The 16,312-nt window shown below is 37.1% G+C and carries 11 protein-coding genes; 2 read left to right on the forward strand and 9 right to left on the reverse strand.

All coding sequences use genetic code 11. The features are described 5' to 3' along the window. Positions 1-126: 126 nt before the first annotated feature. A complete protein-coding gene (locus EG849_RS10905) occupies positions 127-582 on the reverse strand; it encodes a 2-dehydro-3-deoxyphosphooctonate aldolase (protein ID WP_125013116.1) in 456 nt (151 codons plus the stop codon). Positions 583-586: 4 nt separating this feature from the next. Continuing rightward, positions 587-1,054 carry a DUF4199 domain-containing protein gene (locus EG849_RS10910; RefSeq protein WP_125013117.1) on the reverse strand — a complete coding sequence of 156 codons (468 nt, stop codon included), beginning with the start codon at positions 1,052-1,054 and terminating at the stop codon, positions 587-589. A 123-nt stretch (positions 1,055-1,177) separates the two neighbouring features. On the opposite strand from EG849_RS10910, the gene EG849_RS10915 reads away from it, so the two are divergent. Together EG849_RS10915 and EG849_RS10920 are read left to right on the forward strand one after the other, a co-directional pair. Further along, a complete protein-coding gene (locus EG849_RS10915; RefSeq protein ID WP_125013118.1) occupies positions 1,178-1,738 on the forward strand; it encodes a YeeE/YedE family protein in 561 nt (186 codons plus the stop codon). Between the two features lie 3 nt (positions 1,739-1,741). After that, the gene (locus EG849_RS10920; protein ID WP_125013119.1) at positions 1,742-2,155 is read left to right on the forward strand and encodes a DUF6691 family protein; all 414 of its coding nucleotides are present in this window, start codon (positions 1,742-1,744) and stop codon (positions 2,153-2,155) included. Between the two features lie 85 nt (positions 2,156-2,240). Here the strand turns inward: EG849_RS10920 and EG849_RS10925 are convergent, their stop codons facing one another. From EG849_RS10925 to EG849_RS10955, 7 genes are all read right to left on the reverse strand, one after another. Further along, a complete protein-coding gene (locus EG849_RS10925; RefSeq protein ID WP_125013120.1) occupies positions 2,241-3,008 on the reverse strand; it encodes a glycoside hydrolase family 16 protein in 768 nt (255 codons plus the stop codon). A gap of 6 nt (positions 3,009-3,014) precedes the next feature. Continuing rightward, positions 3,015-5,309 (reverse strand): beta-glucosidase BglX, encoded by a 2,295-nt coding sequence (bglX, locus tag EG849_RS10930; RefSeq protein ID WP_125013121.1) that lies wholly within the window; start codon positions 5,307-5,309, stop codon positions 3,015-3,017. A gap of 70 nt (positions 5,310-5,379) precedes the next feature. Continuing rightward, positions 5,380-7,044 (reverse strand): glycoside hydrolase family 16 protein, encoded by a 1,665-nt coding sequence (locus EG849_RS10935; RefSeq protein WP_125013122.1) that lies wholly within the window; start codon positions 7,042-7,044, stop codon positions 5,380-5,382. 5 nt (positions 7,045-7,049) lie between these two features. Beyond that, entirely contained in the window at positions 7,050-8,603 is a 1,554-nt protein-coding gene (locus EG849_RS10940; protein WP_125013123.1) for a phage tail protein, read from the reverse strand. A 12-nt stretch (positions 8,604-8,615) separates the two neighbouring features. Next, positions 8,616-10,103, reverse strand: a complete 1,488-nt coding sequence (locus EG849_RS10945) for a RagB/SusD family nutrient uptake outer membrane protein (RefSeq protein WP_199732275.1) — start codon at positions 10,101-10,103, stop codon at positions 8,616-8,618. A gap of 4 nt (positions 10,104-10,107) precedes the next feature. After that, positions 10,108-13,149 (reverse strand): SusC/RagA family TonB-linked outer membrane protein, encoded by a 3,042-nt coding sequence (locus tag EG849_RS10950; RefSeq protein ID WP_125013125.1) that lies wholly within the window; start codon positions 13,147-13,149, stop codon positions 10,108-10,110. Between the two features lie 253 nt (positions 13,150-13,402). Further along, positions 13,403-16,204, reverse strand: coding sequence for a helix-turn-helix and ligand-binding sensor domain-containing protein (locus EG849_RS10955; protein WP_317125202.1), 2,802 nt, complete (start codon positions 16,202-16,204; stop codon positions 13,403-13,405). Positions 16,205-16,312: the final 108 nt, after the last annotated feature.

Here is a 16,312-nt window from a genome sequence, read left to right on the forward strand (position 1 = left end):
GATCCGAATTATTTTAACGAATATAACTAAAAATCTATTCCAAATCATTTATTTTTCTTACATTTTAAATGGGGCAAAAAAAACGAAACACTACTAAATGTCGAGCTCATTGCTACTTTAAAAGTATTATTTCTTCAATCCAAATCCCTTTGGCACAAATAAATACCCTTTACTGTAAATATTGAAATACAGTTTTAAAGGTTTTTTTAATCCCGGATAATTGATTTCATAAAGGTCTAAAAATCCTGCACCAGATTCGCCTCTTTTTGTTGGAAACGGGCAACAGCTTTCTACTTTTTTATAGGTAATTGTTTCGCCTTTTGGTCCGGTCAAAGCGTCTAAAAATCGTTTTGGGTTGCTGTCTTCGTCTTTTACATTTTTATAAAAAACATTAATCGGATAATCTTTGTTATAGCCGTATTTTTTGTCTTTGGCATATTCAGTGATTAAAAACCAGCCATCTTTGGTCAGCGTTGGTTCGGGCGCATTTTCATCCACATTTTTTAAGGTAGATTTCGCGCTGATGCAAGAAACCAGTGCCATTCCAGCAAATACAAGCAGTAACAATGATTTTATTTTCATGATTTTATTTCTTTTTAGTCTGAATGAAATACGAAACTACAGCTGCAATTACCATTCCAATGGATAACGTAAAAAAGACAGTTTGCATTATGTAGCTTTTCAAATTAAAATAACTCGCTGCAGCCACTTTGTCATTTGAAAGTGCAATCATATTTTCAAAAAATTCAGGTGCAATTACTTCGTGAATCGAGGCTTGCGACAACGGCATCAGCAATGCAATTATAATGGTCATGTAAAGTCCGGTGGCGGTTCCTTGTTTCCAATCCATATTTCCGTTGAAAAAACGGAATTTTTTCTCTTTTAAGGCAGCTATGTAAATTATGGAAGCAAGGACGTAAAAAAGTAGCGAAGAAAGCATGTAATAACTTATATTTTCTCCAAAAACGCCCAACACTTTCTCAAAAATAGCCCAAGCCAAATAACAAAAAGTATAACGGATTCCCCATTTAAATTCAATCGCAAATTTTTTCATTGTAGGTTTTTTTTATTCTGAAGCCAAAATTAAAGGTTTAATTTTAACTTAGAATCTATTTTGGAACGAAATTGTACGATAGAGTGGAAGTGAATTCTTATTTTTGCCGAAAATAATTTCATTATGTATAGTTTTTACGGCACTTGGCCTTGGTATATTTCAGGATTTTTGCTTGGAGCAGTTATGCTGACACTTGTTTATTTCGGAAAAACATTCGGAATGTCGTCGAATTTAAGAACGCTTTGCACGATTTCGGGCGCGGGGAAATTTTCGGATTTCTTTCGTTTCGATTGGAAATCACAGCGCTGGAATCTTGTTGTCGTATTAGGAGCGATGATTGGCGGTTTTATTGCCGTAAATTATTTGAGCGACGGTTCTGGCGTGCAGCTCAATCCACAGACGATTACGCAATTGCAAGAAATGAAAATTGATGCTCCGGTAAACGGAAACCTAATTCCTGAGAAGTTTACTTCGGCAGAAAGTATTTTTACCCCAAAGATTTTTGTATTTATGCTTTTGGGCGGATTATTGGTCGGTTTTGGAGCAAGATACGCCGGAGGCTGTACTTCGGGACACGCAATTAGTGGATTGAGTAATCTGCAATTGCCTTCTTTAATTGCCGTTATCGGATTTTTTATCGGAGGCTTGGTTGCTGCACACTTTCTTTTACCTCTAATTTTTTAAGCTATGAAATTTATAAAATATCTATTAGTCGGAATTGTTTTCGGAATCGTTTTGACAAAAGCAGAAGCCGTTTCGTGGTACAGAATTTATGAAATGTTCCAGTTCCAGTCGTTTCACATGTTTGGAATTATGATGACCGCCATGTTTGTAGGCGTTCTAGGAGTTCAAATTTATAAAAGAAAAAATATTAAAAATATTGAGGGAACACCGATTTCTATTCAAGACAAGGAAAAAGGATTTTTGAGCTATGCTATTGGAGGAATTCTTTTTGGACTTGGTTGGGGAATGATTGGAACGTGTCCCGGGCCTATTTTTATCTTGATTGGAGCTGGTTTTTACGGCATCGGAATTGTGCTGATCGGAGCTTTGATCGGTACTTTTTTATATGGAATTTTAAAAGAAAAATTGCCCTATTAAAGTTTGGCTAAAAGCTATAAAAAACAATCGCAGGAAAAACGAATTTCCTGCGAATGCCTACTAACTCAAACCTTAAAACAAAAACTTAGTTCGAATAAACCCGAACATAATCGATAATAAATTCCTGTGGAAAGATGCTGTCATCCACTTCTGGACCGCCAAAATTGCCACCAATTGCCATATTTAAGATGAAATAAAACGGCTGGTCAAAGGGCCAAACGTCTTCATTTTTATCTTTTGGATTAAAAGTATACACTAAAATAGCATCTACATAAAAATCCATTTTGTCTTTTTTCCAATCCACGCCAAAAGTGTGAAAACCTTCTTCGATATTTTCAAATTTCATTTTGCTTGAACTTGCATTGTCGCCGTGATTGGCTTGCGTGTGAAGCGTTGTGTACACCATTTGAGGATCTCTTCCAACATATTCTAAAATGTCAATTTCACCGCTTTTTGGCCAACCTACATGTTTGATATTAGCACCCAACATCCAGAAAGCAGGCCAGATTCCTTGACCAACAGGCAATTTTGCACGCGTTTCCATATAGCCATATTTGAACTCTTTTTTACCCGCGGTCGTGATTCTCGTGGAAGTGTATTTGTCACCGTCTTTTTTAGCGGTGATTACTAAATTTCCATCCACCAACTTGTGGTTTTCTTTGGTATAAATTTGGCGTTCGTTATTTCCCCATCCGCAGATATTTGGGCAACCGTCGCCTAATTCAAAGTTCCAAACGTTCTCGTTTAAACTTTTCCCGTTAAAATTTTCTTCCCAGATCAACTTTCCTTTTTTGGCTTGACCAAAAGAAAAACTCGCTGAAAGCATTAAAACGGCTATTAAAGTAGTTTTCATTTTTTATTAATTAGAATATTTAAAATCAGATTGTAATGTAGCCATAGAGCTTCCGCCAACAAACACTTGGAAATCGCCTGCTTCCACTTCCCATTTTTTATTTGCAGTATAAAATTCAATTGTTTTTTCATTAATTTCAAAAGAAACTGTTTTGGTTTCTCCCGCTTTTATTTCAGTCATTTCAAAGCCTTTCAGCTCCCGAACCGGACGAGTTACGCTGGCAACCAAATCTCTGATGTACATTTGAACGACTTCTTTTCCATCGACTTTGCTGTTGTTTTTGACGTCTACAGTTACCGTAATTGTTCCGTTTTTAGCAAATGATTTTTTGTCTAGTTTTAAATTAGAATATTCAAATTTAGAATAGCTCAATCCAAATCCAAACGGATATTGGGGCGTATTTTCAACATCGTTGTAATGCGACCAAAAAACGCTTTCCGGATTATCTGTCGAAGGCCTTCCGGTATTTTTATAGTTGTAATAAATTGGCAATTGTCCCACATTTCTAGGGAAAGTCATTGGCAGTTTTCCACTCGGATTGTAATCTCCGTACAAAACTTGCGCAATGGCATGGCCGCTTTGCGTTCCTAAATGCCAAGCTTCAACGATGGCAGGAATGTTTTTTGCCGCCCAAGGAATAGTCAACGGACGGCCGTTTTGCAACACCAAAACAATATTTTTATTGGCTTTAAAAACGGTTTCTAACAGCTCTTGTTGCACGCCCGGAAGTCCGATTTCAGCACGGCTTCTTCCTTCGCCAGATTGCAAACCGTGTTCGCCAAGTACCATAATCACGACATCAGCATTTTTTGCTGCAGCAAATGCTTTGTCGAAACCACTTTTGTCTGTCATGTTGATTTTGGTTTGTTCTACGAATTTTGGTAATCCTACAGCCACGTCAGCCCCGTTTTCGTAGGTAATTTGATTTCCCTTGTACATATTCATTCCTTCCAAAAAAGAAACCGCGGTGTTATCATCAGCACCGATCCTCCAGCTTCCAAGCGGACTTGTTTTGTCGTTGGCCAACGCTCCGATGATGGCAATTCTCTGCCCTGATTTTTTTAGCGGAAGCAAATCATTTTCATTCTTTAAAAGAACGATTGATTTTTTTGCCATATCTAAAACGCCGTCTTGAAATTCTTGTTTTCCGGTGGTTTCTTTTTCACGAGCTTCGTCGCAATATTTGTAGGGATCATCAAACAATCCCAATAAAAATTTCACTCTCAAAATGCGACTTACGGAATCATCGATTTTGTCTTCAGAAACTTTTCCTTCTTTGACTAAATCCACCAAATGGTTTAAATATCCGTAGGATTCCATATCCATATCAGAACCCGCATTTGCGGCAAGCATCGAAGCTTCTTTTAGATCTTTTGCATAGCCGTGCGGGATCATTTCTGCCACAGAACCCCAGTCAGAAACCACGAATCCGTTAAAATTCCATTCGCCTTTCAGCAAATCTCTTTGCAAATATTTGTTTCCCGTTGCCGGAATGCCTTCCAACTCATTGAAGGAATTCATAAAGGTCAAGACGCCAGCATCAACTGTCGCCTTGAAAGGAGGAAGGATGATGTTGTGCAAGGTATTTTCGCTCACATCAACGGTGTTGTAATCGCGGCCCGATTCTGAAAAACCATAACCGGCAAAATGTTTTGTACAGGCGGCAAGGTGAAATTCATCAAATTTGTCACCTTGAAAACCACGTACTCTGGCGATCGCAATTTGGCTTCCCAAGTAAGGATCTTCGCCAGCGCCTTCCATAACTCTTCCCCACCGCGCGTCACGCGTGATGTCAACCATCGGTGCGAAAGTCCAGTTTAAACCTGCGGCGGCAGCTTCGGCAGCGGCAATTTCGGCTGATTTTTTCATAGCTTCTAGATCCCAAGAAGCGGCTTCAGCCAACGGAATCGGGCTTACCGTCTTGTATCCGTGAACGACATCAAAACCAAATAGCATCGGAATTCCCAAACGGGTTTCTTCGACTGCAATTTTTTGCATTGCCCTGACTTCTTTTGCACCCCGAATATTCAGCATGGAACCTACCAGTCCTTTTTTAATATTTTCATATTTTTTTGAAGCTTCTCCTTCCGATGGAGCAGGGCCGGTTACATCATAGAATCCGTTGTATTGGTTCATCTGCCCGACTTTTTCTTCCAAAGTCATTAGTTTTAGTACCGAATCTACTCGTTGGGCAATGGGGTCTTTTTGACTTGCGGTCAAATTTGCTTTTGGAGTGCCACAACTTATGGCAAAAGCCAAAGAAAAGGTGAACAATCCATATTTTAATAGGTTGTTTTTCATTATATAAATTTGAAATTAAATAAATAAGAAGGCTTTTTGATGGCCTTCTTATCTATTAAACTTGGAAAAATTATTGGTAAACTCTTACATAGTCCACTTCCATTGAAGATTGCGAGAATCCCGGTGCGATTGTTCCTCCAAAAGTACCGCCCATCGCCACGTTCATTATCAGGAAGAAATCTAAGTTAAAAGGTGTTCCTGGATTGTTGGCCACTGTGTGGAAAGCAGGTTGGTCATCTACAGAAAATGTAATGGAAGTTGGGCTCCAAACCACTCTGTAGGTATGAAACTCGCCTCCAACATTTGAAGCAGTTGTTGTGGCAGTTGGTCCGTTTCCTCCAAAATTTCCAGGGAAATGAAGCGTTGAATGGATGGTGTTCGGCTGGTTTCCTTTGTGTTCCATCACATCAATTTCGCCACAAGCCGGCCAAGGATTTGTTTGGTAATTTTGCCCCAGCATCCAAAGTGCAGGCCAGGTACCGCCACCAACAGGTAATTTTGCCCTGAATTCTACTTTTCCGTAGGTGAATTCAAATTTGTTTTCAGAAACCAATCGGGCAGAAGTGTAGCTGGATCCCATGTAGCTTTCCGCTTTAGCGATAATTTTCAAAAATCCACCTTGAACGATTACGTTTTCTGGTCTGCTGGTGTAATATTGCGACTCGCTATTTCCCCAACCGTTATCTCCGGTTCCAATATTGTAACCCCAATTTGCTGAATTTGGAGCGCCGTCAACATCAAATTCATCAGCAAAAACCAAGTTGGTATAATCTGGTTCTGGCTCATTTCCACCACCTTGAACAGGAGGTTGTGAGCTGTAAATAAAGTACCAAGCTAAAGCAGGATCATTTCCGGGAACGGCTCTAATCACCATTCTGTCAGGAGTTATTGATAAAATATCATAAGAAGTTGCATTGATGTAATATCCCATAAAACCTCCGTCAGTGAATATCATTTCAGTGCCCGTTTTAAATTCGCTACCAACTAATGAAGATGACGGTCCAAGCGTTACAATTTTTTCACCACCAGTATTATAATTTAAGCAATGATCGCTTCCTGGAGCACCACCAAATTCCACTGCATAAGAAGCATTGAAGAATGTTTTTCCGAAGTTGTTTAAGGTATATTTTAAAACATCTCCGTCAGCCGTGAAAGTCAATTCGTTGTCATAAAGACAATTTGAATCTGCGGAAGCTTCTTTTTCAAAAGGTGTTGCGGCATAATAACCAGGCACGCGATTGGCATCAAGATCACCATTATTTGGACCTACGCCAAGATGCCCTGGAACGGCAGCTGCCCAATACCAAGTTTTAGAAGATCCGTTTGTTAATAATCCGAAAGTTACTAAATCAGAAAAATTACTGAATACGTCTTCAACAATAAAAGAAGCGCTACTTGCGACACCGCCTTTACCAATTGCGACAACCGTCACTTGATAAGAATTGATACCGTTTTTCGTGAATTTTTTTGTGAATTGACCTCCAGAAACGGTAGTGTTTGATAAATCTTCGAAAATAAATTTATAGCTCATCGCATTGTCTGCTTTTGCTTTTAAGATCACATCTCCTGTTCCGTTTCCGTTTGGATTATCAGCGTCAACGCCAACTATTTCGTAGGTTAAAGAAAGATTTGTTGGTGCGTCTAAGCTTCCGAATGACTTGTCATCGTCTTGACAGGCAGATACCAATACTATAAGCATCAGTAAAATTCCTAATTTGTTTAATATCTTTTTCATAGCGATTAATTTGAAAGTTTAACATCGTCAAAATAGTAGGTCGCTCCAGTTCCATTCGTTCCAAAGTCAAAGAAAAGCACTACGTTTTGATAGTTATTATTGTTGTTAATTCCGGTTAAATCATAAGTCAGTTCTTGCCAAGCATTTGCTACAGTTGTTGTAGCAGAAAGTTCGGTGTTGATTCCTGTATTTGAACTATTTTCTAGTTTTAATAAAACCGGAATTCCTGCTGCTGGCGACCAAACTTTAATTTTTATTTTTTGGAAAGAAGAAAAATCAATTGGTTCAGTTAATGTAATTGCTGTTCCGGCCCACACTTCTGCACCTGCATTTTTAACCACTTGTGCAACAAATGCACTCGTATTCATTCCGTTTGATTGTGGATTGGCAATTCTTGTAGCAAAAGCATTTCCGAAATCTCCAAAACCATAATTTAAAGTTGTGGATTCAAAAGTAAGAGGAAGCGTTTTTGGTTCAGCACCATCGGTTTGGCGGATGTCATCAAAATAGTATGTATCGCCGGAACCATTTGTTCCGAAATTAAAGAAGAAAATAACTTTTGAATATGAATTTGCAGTATTTACAGTTCCAAAATCATAAGTTAAGTATTGCCAAGCGTTTGCCACTGTTGTTACTTGATCTACTTCGTGGTTGATATCGCCATTATTTAGGTTCTCAATTTTCATTTTTACCGTAACACCAACTGCAGGAGACCACACTTTTACTCTGAATTTAGTTAGAGTAGAAAAGTCAATTGGACTGTCTAAAACGATGGTTGTTCCTGCCCAAACTTCAGCGCCAGCCGTTTTGATTGATTTTCCAACATTGGCACTTAAATTGATTCCAGAAATATCAGGGTTTGCAACTTTACTTGTGGCTGCATTTCCAAAATCTGAAAATTGATAGTTTAAAGTAGCATTTTCAAAAGTGATGGGCAAAGTAACCGGATTGCTGATGGTAACATTTTGAATCACTTCAGTTGTAGCAACACCTCCGCTGTAAGCGACAACTCTAACGGCATACGTTCCGATTGCAGCATAGGTGTGGTTTACAGTTTGCCCTTCATTAAATTGTACTGGAGTTTGGCTTGGATCTTCGCCATACCATACTTCAAAATACGTTTCAAAATCAGCAGTTGCAGTAACACCAATTGTAAAAGTATCTCCGGTGGCAGGAATGATCGTCACAGCCACATTTTCTGGAGCCACAAATGCAACTGTCAATGGGAGTATTGCTTCTGTTGTTTTTCCGTTGATTCCTGTTGCTATGATTTTTACGTTATATTGACCTTCGGCATACGTGTGAGTCGTTTTTTGACCCACGGCTAAAGTCACTGATTCCACAGTCGCATCGCCATAAAAGACTTCATAACTTACAATACCTTCTCCGTGTGGAGCGATGGTAACCAATCCAGAATTATTTTGAGTAATCGTAAATAATGCTGAAATATTTGCTGGAGCATCGGCATTATCAAAAAAGCCGGTATCAGAATCATCTTGTGAACAAGCCAACAATAATGAAACGAAAAAAATGCTCGCTATTAGTTTAATATTCTTCATAGTTTATATGTTTTAATATCCAGTATTTTGAGACCAGTTTCCGTTAGAAAATTGGATTTCCTCGATTGGAATAGGGAATACCTCGTTTTTGTTTGATGAAAAACCTTCAATTTCAATGGCAGCTCTTCCGGTTCTAACCAAGTCAAAGAAACGGTGGCCTTCGCCCATTAATTCTCTTCTTCTTTCTTCCCAAATGAAGGTAGTTAAAGTAGCTCCAGATCCGTTGATGTCGTGATTGGTATCTCCAAAAGCTCTTCTTCTCACAAGATTTAAGTAAGTTCTTGCTTTTGTTTCATCAATGCCGCCTCTATTAAAAGCTTCGGCAGCCATCAATAAAACATCTGCATAGCGAATTGCTCTGTAATTGTTAGGGTTTGTCAAGTTTAAATCTCCTTGAGAACCCGCTGATCTTGTTCTTGGAATGTATTTTTTATTGAAATAACCGGTGTGTTTGTAACCTTCTCCATAAGTTGCGCCCGTTTGTGCCGCCCAAGCAACGATATCTAAAATAGCTACATTTTTTCTTAAATCATCATCATCAAAGCTATCATATGCTTCTTGTGTGGGAACATTGAAACTGTAACCTGAGGAAAATAAAGGACCAGAATAATTTCTGACGCCGCTAAAACCTACAGCAACATTTCCTTCAGAACATTGCAAACATCCAAATCCAGCACCTTCAATATCAGTATATTGTACTTCAAAAATAGATTCAGGACCATTTTCTCCAGCATGCTCAAAAATAGTATTGTAATCAGTTACTAAAGAATATCCTCCAGTTACATTAATCAAGTTTTCAAAAACAGCAGCTGATTCAGCGAATTTGTCTTGAAATAAATACGCTTTTCCAAGTAATGCTTGAGCAGCACCTTTAGTTACTCTACCTTGTTGTGCAGGAATAGTACTCAAATTGTCAATTGCAAAAAGCAAATCAGCTTCGATGGAAGCATACACTTCTTCTTTTGTTGAACGTGGAATAGTACTTTCGTCACCTAATCTAAAACGAGCATCACCTTTCAAAGGAATTCCTCCAAACCATTTTACCAATTCAAAGTGGTAATACGCTCTTAAAAAACGGGCTTGTGCAATAACTTGCTCTTTTCCTTCAAAATCAGTTTTGTCTTTAAATTCTAAGATGTAGTTGCATCTGTTCACACCAGCAAACATCCAATCCCAAACATTTTTTAAATTTGAGTTCACAGGTGTGTGAATCATTTCGTCAATTTGTTGGAAACCCGGAGTGTCATTGGCACTTTCGCCACCACTTAATGTATTGTCAGAAGCAATTTCACCTAACAATACATTGACATAAGTTGATTGCAAAAGGTCATAAGCAGCTACTAAAGCCAAATCATATTCTTCTTTTGAGTTGAAATAGTTTTCAGAGTCAATAGAATAAGTTGGTTTTCTGTCCACGAATTCATCGCTGCAAGAAACTGTTAGAGAAGCTATAAGTCCAAAAGCGACAATAGCTTTGAATATATTATTTTTCATTTTCATAGAATTAAAAATTAATGTTTGCACCTAATAAGAAAGTTCTTGGTACTGGATAAAATCCATAATCAACTCCGCCGCCGATTGGCGCACCTGATGAAGCTCCTGGATCATAACCCATATATTTTGTAAAAGTGTATAAATTGTTTACACCCACATAAATTCTGGCTTTTGAAATACCTGAGTCTCCAAATAAATCTTGAGCCATATTGTATCCAATTTGTACATTTTGAATTCTGATGTACGAAGCATCTTCTACATAAAAGCTTGAGAAATTTTTATTTCCTGTGGCTCCAATTGTTGCTCTTGGAACAGAATTGCTTGTTCCTTCGCCAGTCCATCTGTCAAGAACATAATTCAATTTGTTTCCGTATTGAATATCTCTTTCATAGTTTCTTACCATATCATTTCCGATGGAAGCAAAAGTGTAAGCAGAGAAGTCAAAGTTTTTATATTTCAATGTAAGATTGAAACCCATGGTTGCCGCAGGAATCGGATCACCAATGTTAGTTCTGTCGTTTGCATCAATTTTTCCGTCACCATTTACGTCAACAAAACGAAGATCTCCCGGTTTTGCTTCAGCGCCAAGTGCCACTTGTGACGGATGTGCATCCACTTCAGCCTGGTTTTGGAAAATTCCAGCAGTTTGGTAACCAAAGAAGTAACCCATTGGTTTTCCTACTTGCATTCTTGAAGTTGGAGTGCTTAATCCAAAGTTTCCACCTTCATAAAAACCTGTTCCGTTATCAACTCTTGTCACTTTATTTTTTAAGAAAGTAACGTTATAATTGATATCAAAACTGAAATTATCAGAAATCTGATCTTTATAACCAATTGCAAATTCAACTCCATAATTTTTCACATCCCCCGCATTTAAAGTCGGCGCGCTAGCTCCAGGAGCCCCAATTCCGATAATTCCTGAAACCGGAATCGCTGGAATTAACAAATCTGTTCGTGTGTCGATAAAGTAATCTGCAACGATAGAAACCTTGTCATTGAAAAGATTTAAATCAATACCCACGTCAAATTTCTTAGCTTCTTCCCATTTAACATTGGCATTTTGAATCGCTCCACCAGCAGTTCCGTTGGTTAATTCTCCGTCAAAAACATACGTTCCTTCACCATTTAAAATTCCAAGATACCTGTTGTTTCCAATCTGGTCATTTCCTAAAGTTCCATAACTGGCTCTAATTTTAAAGAAGTTTACCAGAGGAGAATCGCCATAAAAACCTTCATCAGAAACTACCCATCCCGCAGTAAAGGAAGGGAAGTAAGCTACTGAGTTTGCAGGTCCAAATTTTGTTGAAGAGTCGCGTCTGATGATGGCAGAGAAAAGATATTTTCCTTTGTAGTCATATTGAAGTCTTCCAAAGTAAGAAAGTCTTCTTTCGTCATATACATACGATGAATTTTGTTTTGCATTTACAGCTCCGGTAGTTAGAGAAATATCTGCAAATTCCCATGAATTGTTCGGAACATCATAACCCGTTGCACCAAGTCCATTTCCCCATTCTTTATAAATAGTGGTACCAACAGTTAATCCAAAATTGTGTGCTTCACCAATTGATTTTTTGTAATCAGCATACAAGTCAAAAGAGTAGTTATTATCATTTACCGTATTTTGAGTTACGCTACTTCTTGGATTGTCATAAATTTTTCCGCCATAATCAAGTAGCTTGGCAAAAGATTTACCTTCAGAATTTGAAGTATTAAAACCCATTCTTCCGTTAAGTTTTAATCCGTCAAGGATTTCGTACTCAACACCAAAAGTTCCGTTTAATTTTTTGTAATTATAAGAATTATAAGTGTTTTCAATTTGCGCTAACGGATTGATGATTTCTGAACCATAAACCGCTTGATTCGGAACCAAGGAATAGTTTCCGTTGTCATCAAAAGCATTAATTGTAGGAGCGATGTTCAAAGCATTGAACAAAACTGAACCAAGCACATTTTCATTTAACGTTTTTCTGTCAAAATAGGTGTAAATCGCATTTGCGTTCAACTTTAATTTGTCAGTTACATCAGCATTGATACTTATTCTTGCCGTATTTCTTAAGAAACCTGATTTGTTTCCACCAACTAGACCTTCTTGATCAAGGTGCGAACCGCTGACAGAATACGTGATTTTATCAGAACCTCCAGAAATGTTGATATCGTGGTTCACAATTGGCACCGATTTTCCAAAAACTTGATCTTGCCAATCCGTTCCTTTTCCTAAACCAGTCGCATTTGGAAACGGAAGTGGATTTCCGTTGTTAGCATAACTTTCATTCACATACAATGCAAATTCAGTAGCGTTTAAAGTTGGTAATTTTCTGCTAGTTTCTTGAAAACCAGTATATACATTATAGTTAATAACCGCTTTTGAGTTTCTTTTTCCTTTTTTAGTAGTAATCAAGATGACACCATTAGCCCCAATAGTACCATAAATGGCGGCTTGTGCATCTTTTAAAATCGTAATCGATTCAATGTCATTTGGATTCAAAAGACTTAAATCTCCAATATATCCATCAATGATCGCAGTAGGTCTGTTTTCTCCATTAGTAGCAATACCTCTAATTCTAATATCCAAGCCAGCACCAGGAGCACCAGATTGTGAAGTCACATTTACACCCGAAACGGTTCCTTGTAAAGCTTGTTCCACTTTAATAGGTTTAAGGACTTCAAGGGTTTGGCTTGAAATGGTACTTACGGCTCCGGTGACTTCTTTCTTTTTTTGCGAACCATAACCGATAACAACAACTTCATCTAATGATTGCTGATCAGAATCAAGTCTAACATTAATTGGCTGATTTGAAGTAACTGAAATTTCTTTCGTAGTAAATCCAATGTAACTAATAACTAATGTAGATCCAGAAGGAACTTTTACCAATGTAAAGTTACCGTCTAAATCTGCGGTTGTTTGCTGTGTTCCATTTTTAACGGATACATTGGCTCCAGGTAACCCTAAACCTGTTTGAGCCTCGATTACTGTTCCACTAATATCATAATTCTGCGCAAAACAAAATGATGATAGTAAGAGGAAGGTAAAGAGGTAAAAGTTTGACTTCATATTTATTTGTTTTTTGTGATAGTTAAAATTAGTTTAGATATATGATACTTTAATAAATAGAACCACAACAAAAAATATACAATTCAAAAAAAAAGCCTTTTTATTATGGTTTTGATAATACAAGTCTAGTGTTAACAGTAAATTAAGACTTTCTTAATGATATACTAATGATCTCACAAAAGGTCTTAAAAATAACATTACAACGTTATTGTTGTGGTGATGTATAGGTGAAATTATGAAGTGTTGTAGTTGTTTAAATGGAAAGTATGTGCTCAACAAGGCCTTCTTCATGGGCCAATTCCATTTTTTTACGCAAACGATATCGTTTTATCTCCACACTTCGCACCGAGATATTCAACAACGGAGCAATTTCTTTTGAGGAAAGATTTAATCGAAGATAGGCACAAAGTCGAAGATCGTTGGGAGTTAATGTTGGGTGCAGTGCTTTTACTTTTTTCAAGAAATCCTTGTCGGCGTTGTTGAACGCATCTTTAAAGATATTCCATGTATCTTCTTCACTGATATTTTTGTTGATGGTGGTGATAACCGATTTGATGTTTCGGCTTCCTTCTTCAGAATCTTTCTTCAGATCATCTTTAATCCGACTCAAAAACTCATTCTTTTTAATCAAGCTCATCGTTGACGCCGCCAATTCACGATTTTTACTTTCGAAATCGTCTTCTAATTGCTGGTTTTTGATTTTCATCAATTGCTGTTCTGTTTCTAACTCTTTAATTTCAAGAAGGCGGTTGTTTTCTTCAATCAATTTCTCTTTTTGCCTGTGGTAATAATTTTTATAAGCGCGGTTGATAAAATAAGCCATAATGCAAAGTATGATCATATAAATAAAAACCGCAAGATTGGTTCTGTACCAAGGTTTTAGAATTGTAAAAGAATAAGAGGCGACATTTTCTGAAGAATCATTTCCGATTTTTCCCCTGACTTTAAAAGTATAATCGCCAGCCGGAAGATTTTTAAAATTGATGGTTGGTTTCGTACTCCATTCGCTCCAAGTTTCTTGTGAACCTTCTAAAATGTACTGAAATTCCGCATTGATGTACTTATTAAACTCCGGAACGGTATATGAAAAAGTAATATTATTCTCTGCAAATTTAAAATCAGATGGCCCTTTTATGGACGCAAACTGCAAGTTCTCATTGGTTTTATTCACCGTAATGCTTGACATTGAAATTTTATATTTATTGAATTTCAATTCGTCAATGTTTAAAGTATAATAGCCATCGGTGGTCCCGATCAAATAAATCGAATTTGAAATTTGCGTTATATTTTCATAACCAAGCATCGAATTGGTCAGTGATGAAGGAATCGGAACAATGTTGTGCTTTAACTGCGAACTCAATTTACCGAAGGAGAAATAATTGATATAATTTTTGGTAAAAAACCAAAGGCGGTTCGAATTGTCAACCATTAATTTCCCAGAAGTATAATCGTCTTTCTTGAAAACCTGGCTTAAATCTTCTTGTTTTTCAAACTGTTTTGTTTTTTTATTCAGTTTAAAAATTCCTTCTTTATAGGAATAATAAATGTTGCCATTGAACTGTGTCAAACTTGCATTTTTTCCTTTTGATGGATTTTTGTAGGTATCAAATTGAGCCGTTTTGGTCAAATTTTTATCCAATTGAAATCTAAAAACGCCTTTGTATTCATGGCTTACATAAACTTCAAGCGATTTTGTGATTTCAAAATATTTTGAAGAATAATCAAAACCATCAATTTTATTTTTGAAATTCCATTGGCCGTTTTTATTTTCTAAAATTGAAAGTCCATAATAATTTCCTTGTAAAAGCAGATCCTCTTGCCCCGGAACCGTTTCAAATTTCCAAGTTCCAGAATGGGCAAAAATATGGCGCGAATTATTTTCTGATATGATAAATGTTCCCGAATCGTGACCGCAAAAAAGCGTTCCTTTATGTGAGAAAAGCGACCAAACCTGTCCTTTTGTTCCGCTTATAAATTTAAAATCTTCGTTTGAATTGTATTTTTTGTAAAACAGACCTTGATTGGTTCCTACGTATAAATTTTCATTGTGCAAAATCGAAGTATACACGGTTCCTAAAATTCCGGTATCGTCAGAAAACGAACGAACGGGTGAATTTAAATTGATGCAGTTGATGCCGTTATCCAGTCCGATCCAAAGGTTTTTGTCAAAATCTTCAAATATGGAAAGCGCCGTATTGTTGCTCAAACCTTTGTTTTGTGTAATGTGATACAGCAGTTTTCCTTCCTTTGAAATAATAAAAATTCCGTTTGAAACACTTCCCAAAGCAAAAGCGCCGTCGTTCAGTTGCTGACTGCTGTAAATACTGCTGTTCAATAAGTCGGTATCGGCTTCGGTATTCCATTTGGAAATTATTCCGTCAGAAAAATTAAAAAAGCCGTTAAATTGTGTCTGGATTAAAAGCCCGCCATCCTTTGAAAATAGATTGACGATTTTATTTTTCAGTATCGTTTGGTTATTGGAAATCAGCTTTCCGGTTCCGTTTTCAATTTCAAAAAGACCTTCGCCATAGGTTTGGTAATAAATACCGTCGTTGGTTTTAAAAGCTCTTGAAATGGCACTTTTTGGATGAATTATTTTAAATCTTGAAGTTTTTGTATCGTATAAAAAAATCTGGTTTAGCGATTGAAAAACGACCCATTGGTCAAAATCGATGATATTCCAAATCTGTTCATCGTCTAAGATTTTATCTTTCAGGTTTTTACTTAAAGAAAAGTATTTTAAAAGTCCGTTGGATTGTCTTTTCCAATACCCAAATTCCATATAACAGCCCGTGTAAATGCGGTCTCCGATAGATTTTGCCGAACGAATAATTGTTTCATTTGGCGAAGGGTAAAGCGACCAGTTTGAACCGTTGAATTCCAGAAGGCCTTCGTTATTTGCAAAATAGACAAACTGATTGTCGTCTTGCGTAATCATCCAGTTTTGGTTTCCAGCATTATAAGTGTTGGAAGCGTATTTTAAAATAGGGGGAAGCTCTTGAGAAAATCCCAAAAACGAACAAAGCAGTAGCAAGAGAATTATTTTCTTAGGCAAAACGATACTATTGATTAAGTTGGTAAGGTGATACGAATATACGATTTGAAATCAAAACTATGCTAAGTGATCTTTGATGTAATTGTTGCAAATCACAATTTTTATACT

The organism is Flavobacterium macacae, assembly GCF_003865365.1.
GTDB lineage: Bacteria > Bacteroidota > Bacteroidia > Flavobacteriales > Flavobacteriaceae > Flavobacterium > Flavobacterium macacae.

Coding starts and splice junctions, on each gene's coding strand:
- EG849_RS10915 (WP_125013118.1), top strand. CDS start 1,178: ATGTATAGTTTTTACGGCACTTGGCCTTGGTATATTTCAGGATTTTTG.
- EG849_RS10945 (WP_199732275.1), bottom strand. CDS start 10,103: ATGAAAATGAAAAATAATATATTCAAAGCTATTGTCGCTTTTGGACTT.
- EG849_RS10950 (WP_125013125.1), bottom strand. CDS start 13,149: ATGAAGTCAAACTTTTACCTCTTTACCTTCCTCTTACTATCATCATTT.
- EG849_RS10935 (WP_125013122.1), bottom strand. CDS start 7,044: ATGAAAAAGATATTAAACAAATTAGGAATTTTACTGATGCTTATAGTA.
- bglX (WP_125013121.1), bottom strand. CDS start 5,309: ATGAAAAACAACCTATTAAAATATGGATTGTTCACCTTTTCTTTGGCT.
- EG849_RS10910 (WP_125013117.1), bottom strand. CDS start 1,054: ATGAAAAAATTTGCGATTGAATTTAAATGGGGAATCCGTTATACTTTT.
- EG849_RS10920 (WP_125013119.1), top strand. CDS start 1,742: ATGAAATTTATAAAATATCTATTAGTCGGAATTGTTTTCGGAATCGTT.
- EG849_RS10905 (WP_125013116.1), bottom strand. CDS start 582: ATGAAAATAAAATCATTGTTACTGCTTGTATTTGCTGGAATGGCACTG.
- EG849_RS10940 (WP_125013123.1), bottom strand. CDS start 8,603: ATGAAGAATATTAAACTAATAGCGAGCATTTTTTTCGTTTCATTATTG.
- EG849_RS10925 (WP_125013120.1), bottom strand. CDS start 3,008: ATGAAAACTACTTTAATAGCCGTTTTAATGCTTTCAGCGAGTTTTTCT.